This window comes from Arthrobacter rhombi, from assembly GCF_039526245.1.
Lineage (GTDB): Bacteria > Actinomycetota > Actinomycetes > Actinomycetales > Micrococcaceae > Arthrobacter_H > Arthrobacter_H rhombi.
Genome location: NZ_BAAAIV010000025.1, coordinates 245,159 through 262,816, shown reverse-complemented (window position 1 = coordinate 262,816; position 17,658 = coordinate 245,159). Strand labels below are relative to the sequence as shown.

The following is a 17,658-nucleotide window of genomic DNA, read 5'->3' as shown; positions in this document are numbered from 1 at the left end:
CATTACCGAGTCCACGGCCCGCCATTCCACCGACGGGACGCCGATCACACCGGCAACGTCACCGGGCGGTGGACCCGATCTGTCGACCTGCAGGCGCCGCCCTCTCGCCGAAGGCACCGCGGTAGCGGGCCCCGGGGTGGTTTTCCGGCAGCCGGTCGCGGCCGAAGATCTTCTGGCGCAGCGTACCGGGCCGGTATTCGGTCTGGGCCAGTCCGCGACGTTGCAGCGTGGGCAGGATGCGTTCATTGAATTCCAGGTAGCTGCCGGGAAGCCGCCAATTCATGACGTTGACCCCGTCGATCCCGGCCCCCTGCCATTCCCCGAGCTGGTCGGCAATCTGATCGGGGGTGCCGGCCACGATGCCACGCTGGATCCTCCCACGGGCCAGATCGGCCAAGGTGGGCTCACGGTCCGGATGTGCCCGGCGCAGCCAATCCACGAAGCCCTGCCCGCCGTTGTTGGGAATGTCGCGGAGCTCGGTGTCCTCCGGCAGGCGGGATCCATCGGGAAGGATCCCCAGCGAGGAGTGTGTCAGGTACCCGGTGACTGAGGCGTAGCGGTCATGGTCCTCCCGTTGGCGGTCCACCTCGGCCTGCGTGCTGCCGACAATGAAGCTCAGCCCCTGGAAGAACTTGATGTCCTCGGGGCCGCGGCCGGCGGCCACGACTGCGGCGCGGGCATCCTCGGTGTGTTGGCGGGCGACATCAGGGGTGGGGGGCCCGATGAACACGGCTTCGGCATGCTGGGCGGCGAAGCGGATGCCCCGGGCGGAACCTCCGGCCTGGAAAAGCAGCGGGGTACGTTGGGGGGAGGGCGCCGGCAAGTGGGGCCCCTCCACCGAATAGCGGGGCCCGACATGGTGGATCTTGTGGATGCGCGAGGGGTCTGCATACCGCCCGCCGGCCTTGTCGACCAGAACGGCGTCGTCGTCCCAGGAGCCCTCCCATAACTTGTAGGCCACCTCGAGGTATTCATCGGCCCAGTCATACCGGGCGTCGTGCTCGGGCAGGCCGGGGAGACCGAAGTTCCGGGCCGCGTTCTCCTGGGTACTGGTCACGATGTTCCAGGCCACGCGGCCGCGGGAGAGGTGGTCGAGGGTGGAGATCTGCCGGGCGAAGTTGAACGGGTGGTTCTGCATGACGTTCGACGTATAGGCCAGGCCGATGTCCCGGGTGGCGCCGGCGAGCGCGCCCAGCAGGATGGCCGGGTCGTTCGACGGGATCTGCAGGCCTTCGGTGACGTTGTCGGCATACTGTCCGCCGGCCGGGCCGTAGAGACCGGTGACGTCGGCGAAGAACATGGCGTCGAACAGGCCCTCCTCCAGTGTCCGGGCGAGCTCGATCCAGAGGTCCAGATTGTTGAATTCATGCTGCCGGGCTTCGGGGTGCCGCCACTGTCCGTGGTGGATATGGGACGGCGTGTTCATGAGGAAGGCGTTGAAGAGCAGTGGCGTGCTCATGATGTTTCTCCTGTCGTGGGGTCCGCATCGTGGTTCGGCGTGCCGACATAGATGGCTGTGGTGTGCTGGTCGCCGGTCAGCCGGTGCTGGCCGACTTCCCGGGCACGATAGATGACCGGGTTGTGCTGGCCCAGGACGCGGGCATTGCGCCAATGGCGATCAAGCCCGAGGCCCTCGGATACGGCGGACGCGCCGCCGACCTCGAAGAGCTGGTTCGTCACCGCCAGCGTCTGCTCGACGACGAAGACCTGCGCTTCGGAGACAGCGGCATCGAGTTCCTGCGTGGCGGGCGCATCAAGATCCCCCAAGGCATGCCGCCGGGCCGCCGCCTCGATCCGCTCTCCCAGCGCGTCCAGTACCGCGTCGATGGCGGACACCGAGCTGGAGAGACGGCCAATGACCTCTTGGACGAGCGGATCACGCTGAGCCGAGTCCCCGATTCCATGGGCGAAGGCCCGGGTCCGTCCGCGGACATACCGGACGGCGTCCTGGCGGGCGGCTCCGGCGATCCCTCCGAGGGCAACCAGCAGGTTGGCCTGGACATACGCCGCCGTGAATCCTGGCCCTCCGCGGGGGGCGTCCACCACGTCTTATGGGTCCACGGCGACGTCCTCGAAGTGCGCGGTGCCCGAGGCGGTCAGCCGTTGGCCGAATCCATCCCAGTCATCGATCACGTGCACGCCGTCCGCGTCCCGGCGGACGGTGACACGCACGCTGGCGCCGGTTTCCGTGTCAGCGTGCACCTGGATCCAATCGGCGTAGAGGCTGCCGGTGCTGTAGTACTTGGTTCCGGTCAGGACCAGGTTTCCGCCGCGCTCGATCAGCAGGGTCGAGTTCGTTCCCGGCGCATTGCCCTTTTCAGTGGTGGCGTTTCCGAGGATGCCTCCAGCGGCTATCCGGGCGAACCAGCGGGAACGACGGGTGGCATCCGGCGACGCGAGCAACGACTCAACGGCGGTGAAATGGGCCCTCAGTGCCTGGACCAGGTTGGGGTCGGCCTGGGCCAGCGCACGCAACAGCCGCAGGCTCTGGGACAGGGTGGCCCCACTGCCCCCTTCGGCGCGGGGGATCCGCACGGCGGTGAAGCCGGCCTCCGCGAGCCGGGCGACGGCGTCGTAGGCAAGGGAGCGGGATGCTTCGCGTGCGGCCGCGCCGGCGGCAATGTCCGCCAACAAGGGCGCGAAACGTGCCAGCAGCTCTGCAGTCGTCGGCGGGGAGTCCGTGGTCGGGTCCTCGGTGATGGCCAGGGTGGTCATGGGCGTCCTTCCGGATCGTGGGGTGCTGCCGCCCGGACCGTCCCGGTGGAGGAGGCCAGGCGGGGTGCCGCCTCAAGCAGACGGCGGGTGTAGTCCTGGGTCGGGTGGGCGAAGATCTCCTCGGCCCGGCCCGCCTCCACCACGTGGCCGTCCTGCATCACCAGGATTTCGTCGCTGATGTGCCGGACCACACCCAGGTCGTGGGAGATGAAGATGTAGCTCAGGCCGAATTCACGTTGCAGGGCATCGAGCAGGTCCAATACCTGGGCCTGGATCGAGACGTCCAGCGCGGAGACCGGTTCGTCGCAGATGATGATCTCCGGGCCGCTGGCCAGGGCCCTGGCGATGGAGACGCGCTGGCGTTGCCCCCCGGAGAGCCAGAGGGGCCGGCGGGTGGCCAGCTGGGGAGACAGGCCGACGGTCTCGAGCAGGGCGGCGACTTCGTCGCGCAAGGCGCTGCGGCTGCGTTTTCCGCTGCCTGATACGGCGTCGGCGAGGATCCGTCCCACGCTCCATTGGGGGTCGAAGGAACCCAGTGGATCCTGCGCGATGGTCGCCACGTGGCGGCGGCGGGGTCGACGTTCGCGTTCGGGGGCCGCGCTCCACGGAAGGCCCAGCACCTCGACGCTGCCGCGGTCAGGGCGGGCCAACCCCAAGGCCATGCGGGCCACGGTGCTCTTGCCTGACCCGGACTCCCCCACAATCCCCAGGGTGGTCCCCCTGCGTAGGGCGAAGGACACGTCCCCGACGGCCACGCGGTCGGTGCCGTCGGGGTTCCGGTAGGACTTGCGCAGGTTCACGGCGCTGAGCACGACGTCCGGTTCCCCGTTTCCGGAGGCGTGCGTGCTCGCCCGGGCGGCAATGAGGTGCCGGTGACGCGCCGAGATGACTGTTTCCTCCGCCGACAGCCGACTGCCGCGCGGCTTGTCGGTGGGCACGGCCCGGAGCAGGCGACGCGTGTAGTCGTGGCGGGGGTTGGCCAGCACCTCGGCCGCCGGGCCCGATTCCACGATCCGCCCCGCTTGCATGACGGCGATCTGGTCCGCCAGCTGGGCCACGACTGCCAGGTCATGGCTGATCAGCAGCAGGGCCGAGCCAGCCCGCTTGCGCTCGGCCAACAGGTCAAGGATCTGCGCCTGCACGGTGGCATCCAATGCGGTGGTCGGCTCGTCGGCGACCAGCAATGCCGGGTCGGCCGCGATGGCCGAGGCAATGAGCGCGCGTTGACGCAGACCGCCGGAGAGTTCACCGGAGCGTTGGCGGATGCGTTGTTCCGGATCGGGGATCCCCACCTGGTCGAGCAGCTGCAGGACCCGCTGGCGACGTTGCCTCGGTGGCAGACGGGTGTGGAGGCGCAGGGAGTCGTCGATCTCCGCGCCGATGGTACGCAAGGGGTCCAGCGAAACCAGCGCGTCCTGCAGGATGTATCCCACACGGTCTCCCCGCACGCGGCGCCAGGCGCGGTCGCTGAGGGCCCGCAGGTCCTCCCCGGCCAGATCGATCCGGTCGGCCTGGATCCGGGCCCCGTGTCCGGTCAACCCGATCAGGGTCCTGGCCGTGACCGATTTGCCGGAGCCGGACTCCCCCACGATGGCCAGGCACTCCCCGGCGTGCAGGTCGAACCCGACGCCGTGGACTGCGGGGACGGGGGCGTCGGCGGGGCCGAAACCGATCCGCAGGTTGCGGACGCTGGCCACCGGTGGTGTCTGTGGGGTGCTCATCGGTTCTCCTTCAGGTGTCGTTGCACGCCATGGCCGAGCAGGGTGGTGGTGGCGGCGCTGAGCACGATGCACAGGCCGGGGAAGACGGTCAGCCACCAGGCGTTGCCGATGTAGAGCCGTCCGTTGGAGAGCATCGACCCCCATTCCGGGTCCGGCGGAGTGGCTCCCAGCCCGAGGAAGCTCAGCGACGAGGCCCAGACGATGGCCTGCCCGATGCCCAGCGTGGCCAGGACGAGCAGCGGCGCGGCTACGTTGGGCAGGATGTGGTGCCGGATGATGAACCACCGCGATCGCCCCTGCACCAGCGAGGCCTCCACATAGCCGGAGCGCCGCACCGAGAGGACCTGGGAACGGATCATGCGGGCGTAGCCGGGGGCGGTGGAGAGCCCGACGGCCACCGTCGTGGTGACGACGCCGGGGCCCAGGATGGTGATGACCAGCAGGGCCAGCAGCAGGCCGGGAAACGCGAAGAGGACCTCCAGGAACCGCGAGACCCCGAAGTCCAGCGTCCGGGTGCCCAATCCGGCCAGGGCCCCGAGCACGGTGGCGACGCCCAGGCCGATGACCGTGGCCAGCACGCCGATGAGCAGCGAGCTGCGCGCACCATGGATGACCCGGGAGAAGACGTCCCTCCCGGATTCATCGGTGCCGAACCAGTGGCCGGGCCCGGGCGGGGTGAAGGCCACTGCCGGTTCCATGGTCAACGGCCCGGACGGGGCCAGCAGCCCCGGGATGGCCGCCGCGGCGACCAGCACCGCCAGGATGCCGGCCGGAAGCAGGATGGATGGGCCCATCCGGAGCAGGAGGTTCCGCCTCCTCACGGGTCCCGGGACACCGGGGTCGGTCGGGGCGTGGGAGCCGGCGTCCGGCGCGGCGGTGGCCACCGGGCTGGTTCCGGGGATCGGCGCGCTCATGCGGCACGCAACCGCGGGTCGGCCAGGCGGTCGGCCAGGTCACCGAGCAGGGTGACCACCACGTAGATCGCGGCAACCAGGACCACGACGCCGAGCACCAGCGGGACATCGCGCACCAGCACCGATTGCAGCAGCGTTCGTCCGATGCCGGGACGGGCAAAGACGGTCTCGACGACCACTGCGCCGCTGATCAGCGATCCGATGGCCCAGCCGGACAGGCCGATGGCCGGAAGGGCTGCGTGGCGCAGGGCGTGTCGCAGACTCACCTGCGTCTCCGATTCGCCACGGGCCCGGGCCGAGAGGGCGAACGGCGATTCCATGGCCGTGAGCATCGATTCGCGCATCACCTGCCCCAGGAATCCCGCCAGGGGGATCGCCAGGGTCACTACCGGGAGGATGAGCCCCTGCGCCCCGGGGGCGCCGCTGGTGGCCGGCAACCACTGCAGCTGGACGCTGAAGACCAGGATCAGCAGGCTGCCGAGCCAGAAGTGCGGAACCGCCGCGGAGACGACCTCCAACAGGTTGCCCACTGTGGTGGCCACGCGGCCGCCGCGGGCGGACCACAGGGCCAACACCAGGGCCAACACCCACGCGATGGCCAGGGCAAGGACCGCCAGCAGCAGTGTGCTGCCGAGCTGTTCGCCCAGGATCTTGGCCACCGGTTCACGGAGTTGGTAGGACTGCCCCAGGTCCCCGGTGACCAGTCGGCCGAGGTAGGCGGCGTACTGCACCAGCAGCGGACGGTCCAGCCCGTTGGTCTCGCGCGCTTGCTGGCGCATCGCCTCGGTGGCGTTGTTCCCCGGCCCACCCAGCAGCGCGTCCACCGGGTCGCCGGGGACGAGCCGCAGGGCGAAGAACGCCAGGGTGGCGACGGCCCAGAGCACGACGGCGGCACCCAGGATGCGGTGGACGGCGAGCCGGGCGAACGGTGCCGGGCCCCGTCGTCGTGCAGAGGTCTCGGAGGGTATGGCGGCGGGGGCGGTCTGCACCGCCGGCCGGGTCTCGGTGGGTGTCGTCATGATCGGTCCAACCAGGTGTCGTAGAAGGTGGGCATCCCCAACGGGGACAGGAGCTTGACGCCTTCGACGTCCGCGCGGAACCCGAGCCGGGTCTGCTGGTCGAAGATCGGCAGGGAGAGGTACTGGGCGTCGATGAGCTGTTGCGCCCGGGCGTAGAGCCGGCCACGTGCGTGCTCGTCACCGGTGGTTGCGGCGGCCCGCAGCGCGCCGTCGATCTTCCCGGCCGCCGGACCGGTGAGTCCGTTGTTGTTGGCGTGGTAGCCGCCCTTGATGACGGAGGGAATGTGCGCGGAGTCGTAGACGATGTTTAGCACCGACGGGGAGTTCTTCGTGTAGTAGAGCGGGGACAGCCCGTAGTCCCAGGAGTAGCGCCGGGCGTTGAAGCTGGAGGTCTCCTCCTGGCTGATCCGCAGGTCGAACCCGACGGCCTTGGCGCTGGCCTGGAACTGCTCGAGGACCGACACCGGAACGAGGATCGAGTCATTCTGGATGACAGTGGTCCCCAACCGCTTCCCGTCCTTGCTCCGGTAACCCTCCGCATCGCGGGCGGTCCAGCCTGCCTGATCCAACAGCCGGTTCGCCTTCTCCACATCGGTGGAGTAGACGGCCGGTTCCTGCACGTTGTATTTCGTGATGCTGCTCAGCACCGAGTTCGACCGCGGGACGGTGCCCATGAAGATGCTCTTCAGCGCCGCATCGACGTCGACGGACCTCACGAAGGCCTCGCGGACCCTGACGTCCTCAAAGGGGTCGGTGGTGGTGTTGAACGTCAGGTTCACCACGTGGCCAGGGCGGGATCCGATCAGCGTGTCCAGGGCCGGGTCGGCATCCGCCGCGACGGCGTTTTGCGGCTGCAGGACGTCGATGGCGTCGATCTCGCCGGATTGCAGGGCGGCGAACCGGGCGGCGTGGTCGGGCAGGAAACGCCAGATGATCTTGTCCAGGTAGGCCGGCCCCGTGTGCCCGGCCGTGGGCGGTGGCGTGCCGTAGTCCTCATTGCGCGTGAGCACTACCTCCTGCTGCTTGTCCCACCGCTGGACGGTGAACGGTCCGGTCCCGACCGGCGAGAGGCAATTGGCGTCGGCGCCGCGGGCCAGTGCCTTCTGCGACTGGATCGGCAGCCAGACCTGGGAGAAATGCTCCAGCAGGGCGTTGTCGCGTTCGGAGAGATGCAGCCGGGCGGTGAACTCGTCGACCTTTTCGACGGAGGCGACCTTCTCGACCGCCAACAGCGCGGTGCTGGAAAGCGTCTTCGGGTCCTTGATGTAGGCGACGTTGTCGATGATGGTCTGCGCGTTCAGCTGCTGGCCGTCGGTGAAGTGCACGTCATCGCGGACGGTGATGTCCAGGGAGAGGCGGTCCTTGGACCACTTCCACCGCGTGGCCAGCCACGGAAGGATGTCGCCGTCGTCGTTCTGGAAGAACAGCGGTTCCAGGTACTGCGTGGACACCAGCGCCTGGGGGACGTTCCCGGAGACGATGGGATCCAGGCACGCCGGCTCGACGTCACCGGTGGCAAAGGTCAACGTCCCCCCGGTGACGGGTTTGCCCCCGGAGGCCCCGGTGTCTGCCCGGCTGGTCCCTCCACACGCGCTCAGGGCGAGGGCGAGCACCGCCATCGTGGCGGCCAGCGCCCTCGTGTGGCGCGTTGTCCCGTCCGTGCGGCGATACCGCGAACGGACGGTCGGATCTGGTGGTGCCTGGTACGCCGGCTGGCGATTTTCCACGGATGCTCCTTGACGTCGGCGGCATCCTCGCGGAGAGGTGGATGCCATGCTTCGATGGGACCCCATCCGCGCCCCGCGCCTCAAGCGGGCCGTCATGTGGCGGTTGCCGACGTATTTTCGGGTCACATGACGGAGCCTTCCACCCGCTGTTGAGGGGTTCGCGGCCCGTCAGTGCGTCAGGCGGAGCCACGCGACGACATCTGCTGACTTGTCCTTGACCGGTGGGTCCGCCCCGACTAGGTGCCCGTGGGTGGAATATGGCCACCACGGCGACCCGCTCGGTTGTGGCGCGGATCCCGCACATGTTTGACTTCCCCACAGATGCTTCGACGACCACCCACTTCCCCGAGGAGGTTTCGGATGACCCCGCGACACCAGACAGACCCGGCCCCCGGGACCACGCCTCCGGCCGACGGTGCGGGCAAGCCCTCGGCGCCGCCGGAGTTGACGGGCAGGTCCTGGAAGTACGTGCTCACACGCACCCTCCGGGAATTCACCCGCGACAAATGCACCGATCTGGCGGCGTCGCTGACCTACTTCGCTGTCCTCTCCTTGTTCCCCGCGCTGCTGGCCCTGGTCTCGCTGCTCGGCGTCGTGGGCCAGGCGAAATCGACCACCCAGACGATGATGCGCATCCTCGAGGACGTGGCCAGCCCCCAGGTCGCCGACACGCTGCGCCAGCCGATCGAACAGCTGGCCAGCGCCCCCTCGGCGGGCTTCGCGCTGGTCGCCGGCCTGTTGGGTGCCCTGTGGTCCGCGTCGGGCTATGTCGGGGCGTTCGGCCGAGCCCTGAACCGCATCTACGGGGTCGAGGAGGGACGTCCGTTCTACAAGCTGCGCCCGTTGATGCTCCTGGTCACGCTCGTCATGCTGCTCATCGCGGTCTTCATGGCGATCCTGCTGGTGGTCTCGGGGCCCATTGCCCGGACCCTCGGCGATGCGGTGGGTCTCGGCGAAACAGCGGTCATGGTGTGGAGCATCGCCAAATGGCCCATCTTGGTGCTCTTCGCCGTCGTGCTGATCGCCGTGCTCTACTACGGCACACCCAACGTCAAGCAGCCCCGGTTCAGGTGGATCAGCCTGGGTTCGGTGATCGCCCTGGTGGTGCTCGCCATCGCCACCCTGGGGTTCTTCTTCTACGTCAGCAACTTCGGGAACTACAACAAGACCTACGGCGCCATCGGCGGGGTCATCGTCATGCTCCTGTGGATCTGGATCGCCAACCTCTCGCTGCTGCTCGGGGCCGAATTCGACGCCGAACTGGAGCGCGGGCGCGAGCTCCAAGGCGGCATCCCCGCGGAGGACGCGGTGCAACTGCCCCTGCGCGACACGAAGGCCAGCGACAAGCTCGCCCGGCAGGAGGAGCAGGACATCGAGCAGGGGCGCGAACTCCGGCGGGAAGCCGCAGCCGACGGCGACGACCCAGGAAAAGGCTAGCGGGCCAGCTTCTTCAGGTTCACGGTGGGATCGGCCAGCTGGGCGGGATCCACGCGGATCCGCCGGTCGATGATCCTCCGGGCCGCCCGCACCGCGAGCCCGCCGTCGATGGCGGCGCACCCGGTGAGGTAGCCGTCGTCGTCCAGGCGGAACGCGATGGCCGGTTTCCCGTCGATCTCCCGGATCACCGTGCTCCCCTGGCCCGTCATCGAACCGACACCCTCGACGTGGACGCCGTGGCGGTCCGACCAGAACCAGCTGGCCCCATGGGCGGGCAGGTCTCCGCCGGCGATGGCCGCGGCCGCGGTGTGGCCGGTGTTCATCGCGCTTTCCCAGTGCTCGGCACGGCGCTGCAGGGTCCCGTCGCTGCTGCGGATCCGGGCGGCGTCGCCGACGGCGTAGACGCGCGGGTGGCTGGTGCGCTGGCGTTCGTCCACGATGACGCCCGCTTCCGTTTCCAGCCCGGCGGCCTCGGCGAGCGCCGTGTTCGCGGTGATGCCCACCCCCACCAGCACGGCATCGGCGCCGATGGTCCTGCCATCGTCGAGCCCGATGGCGTAGCTGGTGCCGCTGCGGGTGATGGAGCGGGGGACACCCGTGATCACTTCCAGCCCACGATCGGCGTGCATGTCATGCAGGCGGCGGGCCAGTTCGGGTCCCACCGCGGGCACCAGGGGCGGATCCATGGGGTCGATGAGCACGACGTCGGCCCCCAGTTCCCGGGCTGCCGACGCGGTTTCGGCCCCGATCAGCCCGGCCCCGATAACGGCCAACCGCAACCCGGGACGCAGCACCTCGCGCAGACGGTCGGCATCAGCGCGGGTGCGCAGCTCCAACACGGTGTCCAGATCGCCGCCGGGGATGGGCAGCCGCCGGGCGGTCCCGCCGGTGGCCAGGACCAGGACGTCGGCCTCCAGCACCGTCCCGTCCGCCAGTTCGGCCCGGCCCAGGTCGGGCCGGATGGCCACCACCTCCCCGGTGAGGATTCCGACGTCGTTCCCTGTTGCCCAGGAGGCATCGGCGAGCAGCAGGCCCGCCCGGTCGGTGTTCCCGAGCAGGTAGGCCTTGCTCAGGGGTGGACGGTCATACGGCAGGCCCTCGGGGTCGACCATGCGGATGACTCCCCGGTGGCCGAGGGCGCGCAGCTGCCGGACCGTGGAGAATCCTGCGAGTCCGCCGCCAATGACCAGGACCGAGGAATCCCCCGGTCCCGACGTCGACCCCGGAATCGGGTCCCTGCTGGTGGACCCAGCCATCACATCACTCCTCTGGTTTCCGGCGACAACCGCCCCTGCCAGCCTACCGAGGAACGGGCAGGACATTCCGTTCTGGTCTCGGCGGCCGAATACCGGGCGGCCGCGGCGTAGCATGAGCCCAGAGGCGCCTCCCCCCACCAGCGGTTCCTGGGCTACAGGATCCCCACGTCAACCGGAACGCCACGTACGCGGCCACAGAGCTCCGACCCGTCGGGTCGACCACCGAGTGGGAACGCACCTGTCCCTTCCTGCTCCTGACGCAGCCGCCCGGCTCCATCGTTGCCGCATGGCCCGACCTGCCGAGGCCCATCACCCGTACTTTCCGCAGTTCCCGTATTCAACGTCGAAGCGGGACCTCCACCTCGAGGACACACCATGAGAACCCGATTTGCCCTTCCCGCCCTGACCGCCGCCGCCTTCCTGATGCTGACCGGTTGCGTGGACAACAGCGGAGCCGACGCCCCCCAGGGGGAGGCCTCCGGCAGCAGCGCCGCGGTGACCGTGAAGAAGAACGACGAGTTGGCAGCCCTCCTGCCCGCAAAGATGCAGAAGGCCGGCGTGCTCAATGTGGGCATGGCCAACAACTACCCGCCGAACGAGTTCAAGGACGGCAACGGGGACCCGGCGGGCTGGTCGGTGGACCTGACGAAGGCCATCGGTGCCACGTTGGGCCTGAAGGTGAATTTCGACATCGGCACGTTCGACAACATCCTGCCGGCCGTCAATGCCGGCAAGGACGACATGGGCATGTCCTCCTTCACCGATACGCTCGAACGGGAGAAGCAGGCCGACTTCGTGAACTACTACTCCGCCGGCATCCAGTGGGCGGCACCGGTCGGCAAGACGGTCGATCCGGAGAATGCCTGCGGGCTGAAGGTCGCCGTCCAGGCGACCACGTATGAGGACACCCACGAGGTGCCGGCCAAGTCGAAGGCCTGCGTGAAGGCCGGCAAGAAGCCGATTGAGATCTTCAAGTACGACGCCCAGGACCAGGCGACCAATGCGCTGGTCATCGGGCAGGTCGATGCGATGAGCGCCGACTCACCCGTGACCCTGTATGCGATTTCGAAGACCAAGGAAAAGCTCCAGACCGCTGGCGACGCCTTCGAGGTGGCCCCCTACGGCATCCCCGTCGCCAAGGACAGTGCGTTCACCCCGGTGTTGCAGAAGACGCTCCAGGCGTTGATCGACGACGGCAGCTATACCAAGATCCTCTCCCAGTGGGGCGTCGAGAGCGGCGGAGTCCAGAAGGCCGCCCTCAACGTCGCAGCCAACAAGTAGGCCGGGGTGAGTCCCGACCCCGTGGCGGGCGGCCCGCCACCGACCACGTCTGCCGCCTCCGAAACGTCGGAGGGGGAGGCGATCCGCGCCATTCCGCTGCGCCACCCCTGGCGCATGCTCGTCGCCGTCGTCCTCGTGCTGGGGCTGGCGGTCTTCCTCATCGATGCAGCCCAGCGCGAGGACTACGGGTGGGCGGATGTCGGCAAGTACCTCTTCGACCGGCGCATCAGCGCCGCCGCGTTGGTCACCTTGCAACTGACCGTCTACTCCATGGTCATCGCGATCGCCCTGGGCCTGCTGCTGGCCATCATGCGGCTCTCCCCGAACCCCGTGGTCAAGAGCGTCGCCTGGCTGTACCTGTGGATCTTCCGCGGGACGCCGGTGTACGTGCAGTTGGTGTTCTGGGGCATCGTCGCCCTGATCTACCCCGTCTTCACCTTCGGCATCCCGTTCATGGAGCCCTGGCTGACGGTGCCCAACGACGTCTTCACGAACCTGTTCATCACCGCGATCATCGGTTTGGCCCTGAACGAGGCAGCCTACATGTCAGAGATCGTGCGTGCGGGGCTGCTGTCCGTCGACGAGGGCCAGGAGGAGGCCTCGAAGGCGTTGGCCATGTCGTGGGGGCAGACCATGCGGCACATCGTGGTCCCCCAGGCCATGAAGATCATCATCCCGCCGACCGGCAACGAGGTGATCTCCATGCTGAAGACCACCTCGCTGGTGGCGGCGATTCCGCTGAGCATCGACTTGTACGGGGTATCCCGCGGGATCTCGGCGGTGACGTTCACCCCGGTGCCGCTGCTGATCGTCGCTTCCATCTGGTACCTGCTCTTCACCTCGCTGCTCATGATCGGGCAGCACTTCATCGAGAAGCGCTACTCCCGGGGAACTGGGCGGCGCAAGGACACCGCGGGGCCGGTGCCACCCGGAGTCGCCGCGGCCACCACCGCGCCGACGGGCAACGACCTAGGAGGCAAGGGATGAACGAGATCGACATGGTGCACGCCGACCGGGTGTCCAAGAGTTTTGGCAGCAACCAGGTCCTGCGCAGCATCAGCCTCACCGTGAAGGCCGGCGAGGTGCTGTGCATCGTCGGGCCCAGCGGGTCGGGCAAGTCAACGTTCCTGCGCTGCATCAACCACCTGGAGCGGGTCGATGCCGGACGGCTCTCCGTCCAGGGGCAACTGGTCGGCTACCGGCAGAAAGGGGAAAAGCTCTATGAGCTCCGTCCCAAGGAGGCAGCGTTCCAGCGCCGGGAGATCGGCATGGTGTTCCAGCGTTTCAACCTCTTCCCCCACCTCACGGCGCTGGAGAACATCATCCAGGCACCGATGCGCGTCAAGAAGCTCTCCAAGGCCAAGGCGACGGCCCGGGCCAACGAGCTCCTGGCCCGTGTCGGGTTGGGCGACAAGGGGGACCATTTCCCCGCGCACCTCTCCGGGGGGCAGCAGCAACGGGTGGCCATCGCCCGCGCCCTGGCCATGGACCCCAAGCTGATGCTCTTCGACGAGCCCACCAGTGCGCTGGACCCGGAACTGGTCGGTGAGGTCCTGGAGGTGATGAAGGAGCTGGCCTCCAGTGGGATGACCATGATCGTGGTCACCCACGAGATGGGCTTTGCCCGCGAAGTCGCCGATTCCCTGGTCTTCATGGACGGCGGCGTCGTCGTCGAGTCAGGGGATCCGCGCCAGGTGCTCACCGCGCCCGCCCACGAGCGGACGAAGGCCTTCCTCTCCAAGGTCCTCTGACGGGGCGCCAGGTCCCGGTCAGGGGCGGTGGGAGGCGTGGATCCCTTCGATGATCTCCAGTACGGCGATCGCGTCGGCCGGGTCCACCGGCAGGGGGCCATCGCCGTGCGCGGCGGCGGCAAACCCGCGGTAGAACGCCGGGTAGTCCCCGGTCGCCGCGGGGACCGGCTCCAGCGCACCGGGTACCCCGAGGCTGCCCCACTGGTCCCGGGGCACCTGGCCATAGCCGGGGTCGGTGGGTGAGGCCCCGCCGTCGAGCGCTGCCTCCTGCCCGTCCATGCCCCAGACCTCGTAGCCGGCCTCGGTGCCCAGCACCCGGAATCGGGGCGCGGGGGTGGCGAAGTGCAGTCCCAGCGACAGGTGGGAGTCCACCCCTGAGGCGTGGCGGATCGCGACGAACGCGTCCTCGTCAGCGTCCGATCCCCCTGCGCTGAGCCTGCGGGTTTCGCCGTACACCGAGGTGGCCGGTCCGAAGAGTGCCAGCGCCTGGTCGATGACGTGCGTGCCCAGATCGAACAGGATGCCCCCACCGCCGGCCAGCCCGGCAGTGTCCTTCCAGGCACGCAAGCCCGCAGGTTTCCAGCGTTCGAACCGTGACTCGAACGTGTGCACCGCGCCGAGCGCGCCGTCGGCGACGAGCCGTGAAACGGTCAGGAAATCGGCGTCCCACCTGCGGTTCTGGAACACGGAGAGCACGACGCCGGCCTGCTGGGCCGCGTCGACCACTTCCCGGCCTGCGCGGCTGCTGATGGCGAAGGGCTTGTCCACGACCACGTGCAGACCGTGGCCGATGGCGGCCAACGCCAGCTCGGCATGGGTGTCCGGCGGGGTGCCGATGACCACGACGTCGAAATCGTCGGCGCGCGCGAAGAGCGCCTCGGCGTCGGGCAGGATCTGCGCGCCGGGGTGCAGTGTGGAGGCCTGGGCGGCACGTTCCGGGTTGCCGGTGACGATGGCCTCGAGCGAGTAGGCGGGGTCCGCGACGATCAGGGGTGTGTGGAAGACCCGGCCGGAGAGGCCGAATCCGATGACTGCGGTGCGCAGGGCGGGGTGCTGGTTCACGGCGGCTCCTTCGGGACGGATACAGCCAAACACTACCAATCCGCCCGCCCCCACCGGTCGCGGAACGTATGCTGTTGCCCAGAGCCCCCGTGGCTGGCACACCACCCGTCGAGGAAAGGCATGCAGATGTCGAAGGACCCGCAGAAGAACCCGATGCCCCACCAGGACCCGGTTGATCCCGCCCAGGGCGATCTCGTCGGTGGGACCGCCACCGGACGCCCCGGATCCGAACCGGTGCCGGCCACCACCGCCGAGGACCCGATGCGGGTGACCCGCAGCGGTGTCATGTGGACGGCCACCGTTTTGGCGCTGGTGCTGTTGGTCCTGCTGATCATCTTCATCGCGCAGAACACCAACACCGTGGACCTGCAGTACTTCGGCCTGCGGGGCACCGTCCAGCTGGGCTTGGCGTTGTTCGTCGCGGCAGTGGGCGGCGGCATCGTCGTGGCGATCGCCGGGGCGGCACGGATCATCCAGCTGCGCGCCATCGCCCGCAAGGGCAAGGCGAAGCCGAAGGCCGCGAAGAAGCGCTAGCCACCGCGTGGAATGCGACTGAGACGACCCGCTCTCTGGATCACACGGTGGGGTCGGGAATCGTTCCGTAGGCCAGGGAATTCCAGAAGTCGCCGCGGACATAGCGTTGCTCCGCCCGGGGTTCGAAGTCCCAGTGCTGCACCCGGCCCTGCTGCAGCGCCCTGGCCACCAGCTGGCGACTTCCCTGACTGGCCAGGACCCCGGACTCCAGCGCGGCAAGGTCATACCGTGCCTCGAGCGTCTGGCGTAGCTGGCCGAGCACGTCCGCGTACTCGTGATCCGCGGCCCGGTTGTTCAATTCGTCCGGGTCGTTGCTCAGGTCGAAGAGCTGGTCCGGGTCCCCGGGGCACATGACGTATTTATACCGGCCGCGGACGAGGGTTATCTGGGGTCGGTAGGTGCCTTCCGCCAGGTACTCGATCACGATGTCCCGGTCCTCGGGAGCGGTCTTTCCCTCGATCTCACGACGAGCGGATTCCAGCAGGGACATCCCTGCTGAGCGTGCCTCCGGGGCGCCGGAGAGTTCGACCAGCGTCGGCATGAGATCCAGGAGGCACACCGGGTTGGCGAAGCGCCCCCTCGGCACCAGCTCTTGCGCCCCATGCATGATCAGCGGCACCCTGGACGATTGCTCGTAGGGTGACATCTTGAACCACAGCCCCTTCTCACCGAGCATGTCGCCATGGTCACTGGTCATGATGATGACGGTGTTCTCGGCCAGTCCCAGCTCCTCGAGCCGCCGCTGGATGCGCCCGATGTGGTCGTCGATGTAGCTGACTGCGGCGTAGTACGCGCGACGGGCCCTGCGTACTCCTTCGATGCTCGGATCACGCGTGTCGAACCCACTCATCGCGCGGAGCCGGTGGGTATGCGGATCCTGGTCGGCAGCGGGTACCGCGGGGTTCTTGGGATCCGGGATCGCCACGTCCTCGAAGCGGTCCCAGTGTTCGCGCGGTGGTTCGTACGGGTCATGCGGGTGGATGAATGAGGCCACCATGAGAAAGGGGATGTCTTCGCCCGCCGCCTGGTTTGCCCGCACCCGGTCGTTCAGGTGGCGGATCGCACGAAAACCTACTTCCTCGTCGAAGTCTTGTTGCACCGTGGCCTTCGAGACCCCGGCGTTGAAGACGGCATCGGCGTCGTGGTACCACTGCAACCGCTGGTCCAGCGTGAGGGTCCAGTCCGGAACCATGTCCAGATCTGCGGGGTAGACATCGGTCGTCAGTCGTTCCTCGAACCCATGCTGCTGATCGGGACCGATGAAATGCATGCGGCCGATCAACGTCGTGTGGTAGCCAACGGCGCGTAGGCGATGTGCAAAGGTCGGTGAGGAGGCCGCGAATTCATCCCCGTTGTCGTAGCATCCGACATCCGAGGGCAGCTCCCCCACCATCATCGACGCGCGGGACGGCGCACACAAGGGGGTATTGCAGTAGGCCCTCTCGAACACTGCACCGCTGTTGGCCAACGCGTCGATGTTCGGGGTCTTGGCTGCATCGTCACCATAGGCCCCCAGCGCTTGGGCCGCCATTTGGTCAGCTTGGATGACCACGATGTTCGGTCGTTTCAGGGTCATGGAGATTCCTCTCGGTTGAGGCGTGCAAAGACGGTTCAAGCAACGGTGGTGGCTGCCGCCAACTCCCCTGCCCCGAAGGGTGGGGTCACGGTACGGCGGGGAGCGGCGAGCGCGCCATGGCTCGCGCACAGGTTACGCAGGACCAGATCAGGGGTCTGGCCGGCGGCAGCTGCGCCGGCAACATGAGGTTGGCTCATGGCCAACGCCCGCATGCCGATACAGGTAGCGGGCTTCGTTCCAGAGCGCGCCGTCAGGCAAACTCCACGAAGCCATCGAAGTACACCGGGGGCGGCAGGGGGGGGCGGCTGCCCGGTCAGAACGGAGCCAGCTCGGGCTTCCGGGGGGACCCTGGTTTAGGGTTCGCCGCCCCACCAGCCGATGGCGGCCGGTGACCACGAGTCGTTCGCAAACCCCGCAGGGGAAAGTCCGGCACACGACGTCGGAAGATTGCGGAGAGGGGGTGCCGACACAGCCTTAGTGACGCCTCCACGCATGCGGCGGCGGTCAGCACATAAGGTCGGGTAGGTCATCATCTCGGACACTAACTGGCCCATTAACCACTGTCAACGGGTGGGAGTCTTCCTCAGGACCCCACCGCCTGCTGGCCTGCCATTGAGGCAGAAGTTCGACCGGTTCATCCCGGATCAGCAGTACCTGCAGGAGCG

The 17,658-nt window shown here is 68.2% G+C and carries 16 protein-coding genes; 5 read left to right on the top strand and 11 right to left on the bottom strand.

What is annotated here, in order from left to right; translation table 11 throughout:
• Nucleotides 1-58: 58 nt before the first annotated feature.
• From ABD088_RS16950 to ABD088_RS16920, 7 genes are read right to left on the bottom strand one after another with little or no spacing between them, the layout of a single operon-like run.
• The gene (locus ABD088_RS16950; RefSeq protein WP_343903142.1) at nucleotides 59-1,459 is read right to left on the bottom strand and encodes an LLM class flavin-dependent oxidoreductase; all 1,401 of its coding nucleotides are present in this window, start codon (nucleotides 1,457-1,459) and stop codon (nucleotides 59-61) included.
• The gene (locus ABD088_RS16945; protein WP_343903141.1) at nucleotides 1,456-2,046 is read right to left on the bottom strand and encodes an acyl-CoA dehydrogenase family protein; all 591 of its coding nucleotides are present in this window, start codon (nucleotides 2,044-2,046) and stop codon (nucleotides 1,456-1,458) included. Before ABD088_RS16945 ends, ABD088_RS16950 begins: the two co-directional genes overlap by 4 nt.
• 3 nt (nucleotides 2,047-2,049) lie before the next feature.
• On the bottom strand, nucleotides 2,050-2,715 hold the full coding sequence (locus ABD088_RS16940) for an acyl-CoA dehydrogenase family protein (protein ID WP_343903140.1): 666 nt from the start codon (nucleotides 2,713-2,715) through the stop codon (nucleotides 2,050-2,052).
• Nucleotides 2,712-4,436: a dipeptide ABC transporter ATP-binding protein gene (locus tag ABD088_RS16935; protein WP_343903139.1), complete on the bottom strand. Its 1,725-nt coding sequence runs from the start codon at nucleotides 4,434-4,436 to the stop codon at nucleotides 2,712-2,714. Before ABD088_RS16935 ends, ABD088_RS16940 begins: the two co-directional genes overlap by 4 nt.
• The gene (locus ABD088_RS16930) at nucleotides 4,433-5,350 is read right to left on the bottom strand and encodes an ABC transporter permease (protein ID WP_372710797.1); all 918 of its coding nucleotides are present in this window, start codon (nucleotides 5,348-5,350) and stop codon (nucleotides 4,433-4,435) included. Before ABD088_RS16930 ends, ABD088_RS16935 begins: the two co-directional genes overlap by 4 nt.
• Nucleotides 5,347-6,369: an ABC transporter permease gene (locus ABD088_RS16925; protein WP_343903138.1), complete on the bottom strand. Its 1,023-nt coding sequence runs from the start codon at nucleotides 6,367-6,369 to the stop codon at nucleotides 5,347-5,349. The genes ABD088_RS16930 and ABD088_RS16925 overlap by 4 nt, the downstream gene beginning before the upstream one ends.
• Nucleotides 6,366-8,096, bottom strand: coding sequence for an ABC transporter substrate-binding protein (locus ABD088_RS16920; RefSeq protein WP_343903137.1), 1,731 nt, complete (start codon nucleotides 8,094-8,096; stop codon nucleotides 6,366-6,368). Before ABD088_RS16920 ends, ABD088_RS16925 begins: the two co-directional genes overlap by 4 nt.
• Before the next feature lie 360 nt (nucleotides 8,097-8,456).
• On the opposite strand from ABD088_RS16920, the gene ABD088_RS16915 reads away from it, so the two are divergent.
• Nucleotides 8,457-9,533: a YihY/virulence factor BrkB family protein gene (locus ABD088_RS16915; RefSeq protein WP_343903136.1), complete on the top strand. Its 1,077-nt coding sequence runs from the start codon at nucleotides 8,457-8,459 to the stop codon at nucleotides 9,531-9,533.
• Here ABD088_RS16915 and ABD088_RS16910 read toward each other — a convergent pair.
• Nucleotides 9,530-10,789, bottom strand: a complete 1,260-nt coding sequence (locus tag ABD088_RS16910; protein WP_343903135.1) for an NAD(P)/FAD-dependent oxidoreductase — start codon at nucleotides 10,787-10,789, stop codon at nucleotides 9,530-9,532. The two genes, ABD088_RS16915 and ABD088_RS16910, sit on opposite strands and share 4 nt — an antisense overlap.
• Nucleotides 10,790-11,164: 375 nt before the next feature.
• Here ABD088_RS16910 and ABD088_RS16905 point away from each other — a divergent pair, with 375 nt between their 5' ends.
• From ABD088_RS16905 to ABD088_RS16895, 3 genes are all read left to right on the top strand, one after another.
• Nucleotides 11,165-12,070, top strand: a complete 906-nt coding sequence (locus ABD088_RS16905) for an ABC transporter substrate-binding protein (protein WP_343903134.1) — start codon at nucleotides 11,165-11,167, stop codon at nucleotides 12,068-12,070.
• 114 nt (nucleotides 12,071-12,184) lie between these two features.
• On the top strand, nucleotides 12,185-13,057 hold the full coding sequence (locus tag ABD088_RS16900; RefSeq protein WP_343903200.1) for an amino acid ABC transporter permease: 873 nt from the start codon (nucleotides 12,185-12,187) through the stop codon (nucleotides 13,055-13,057).
• On the top strand, nucleotides 13,054-13,821 hold the full coding sequence (locus ABD088_RS16895) for an amino acid ABC transporter ATP-binding protein (protein ID WP_425546044.1): 768 nt from the start codon (nucleotides 13,054-13,056) through the stop codon (nucleotides 13,819-13,821). Before ABD088_RS16900 ends, ABD088_RS16895 begins: the two co-directional genes overlap by 4 nt.
• Nucleotides 13,822-13,839: 18 nt before the next feature.
• Here ABD088_RS16895 and ABD088_RS16890 read toward each other — a convergent pair whose 3' ends face one another.
• Nucleotides 13,840-14,883, bottom strand: coding sequence for a Gfo/Idh/MocA family protein (locus ABD088_RS16890; protein WP_343903133.1), 1,044 nt, complete (start codon nucleotides 14,881-14,883; stop codon nucleotides 13,840-13,842).
• 120 nt (nucleotides 14,884-15,003) lie between these two features.
• On the opposite strand from ABD088_RS16890, the gene ABD088_RS16885 reads away from it, so the two are divergent.
• Nucleotides 15,004-15,417, top strand: coding sequence for a LapA family protein (locus ABD088_RS16885; protein WP_343903132.1), 414 nt, complete (start codon nucleotides 15,004-15,006; stop codon nucleotides 15,415-15,417).
• 40 nt (nucleotides 15,418-15,457) lie between these two features.
• Here the strand turns inward: ABD088_RS16885 and betC are convergent, their stop codons facing one another.
• Both betC and ABD088_RS16875 read right to left on the bottom strand, forming a co-directional pair.
• Nucleotides 15,458-16,993 carry a choline-sulfatase gene (betC, locus tag ABD088_RS16880; protein WP_343903131.1) on the bottom strand — a complete coding sequence of 512 codons (1,536 nt, stop codon included), beginning with the start codon at nucleotides 16,991-16,993 and terminating at the stop codon, nucleotides 15,458-15,460.
• A gap of 35 nt (nucleotides 16,994-17,028) precedes the next feature.
• Entirely contained in the window at nucleotides 17,029-17,190 is a 162-nt protein-coding gene (locus ABD088_RS16875; RefSeq protein ID WP_343903130.1) for a hypothetical protein, read from the bottom strand.
• Nucleotides 17,191-17,658 lie beyond the last annotated feature (468 nt).

Bases quoted from the DNA above. Each gene is read 5' to 3' on its own strand.
- ABD088_RS16950 (WP_343903142.1), bottom strand. From the start codon at position 1,459: ATGAGCACGCCACTGCTCTTCAACGCCTTCCTCATGAACACGCCGTCC.
- ABD088_RS16940 (WP_343903140.1), bottom strand. From the start codon at position 2,715: ATGACCACCCTGGCCATCACCGAGGACCCGACCACGGACTCCCCGCCG.
- ABD088_RS16935 (WP_343903139.1), bottom strand. From the start codon at position 4,436: ATGAGCACCCCACAGACACCACCGGTGGCCAGCGTCCGCAACCTGCGG.
- ABD088_RS16930 (WP_372710797.1), bottom strand. From the start codon at position 5,350: ATGAGCGCGCCGATCCCCGGAACCAGCCCGGTGGCCACCGCCGCGCCG.
- ABD088_RS16925 (WP_343903138.1), bottom strand. From the start codon at position 6,369: ATGACGACACCCACCGAGACCCGGCCGGCGGTGCAGACCGCCCCCGCC.
- ABD088_RS16915 (WP_343903136.1), top strand. From the start codon at position 8,457: ATGACCCCGCGACACCAGACAGACCCGGCCCCCGGGACCACGCCTCCG.
- ABD088_RS16910 (WP_343903135.1), bottom strand. From the start codon at position 10,789: ATGGCTGGGTCCACCAGCAGGGACCCGATTCCGGGGTCGACGTCGGGA.
- ABD088_RS16905 (WP_343903134.1), top strand. From the start codon at position 11,165: ATGAGAACCCGATTTGCCCTTCCCGCCCTGACCGCCGCCGCCTTCCTG.
- ABD088_RS16900 (WP_343903200.1), top strand. From the start codon at position 12,185: ATGCTCGTCGCCGTCGTCCTCGTGCTGGGGCTGGCGGTCTTCCTCATC.
- ABD088_RS16895 (WP_425546044.1), top strand. From the start codon at position 13,054: ATGAACGAGATCGACATGGTGCACGCCGACCGGGTGTCCAAGAGTTTT.
- ABD088_RS16885 (WP_343903132.1), top strand. From the start codon at position 15,004: ATGCAGATGTCGAAGGACCCGCAGAAGAACCCGATGCCCCACCAGGAC.
- betC (WP_343903131.1), bottom strand. From the start codon at position 16,993: ATGACCCTGAAACGACCGAACATCGTGGTCATCCAAGCTGACCAAATG.
- ABD088_RS16875 (WP_343903130.1), bottom strand. From the start codon at position 17,190: ATGAGCCAACCTCATGTTGCCGGCGCAGCTGCCGCCGGCCAGACCCCT.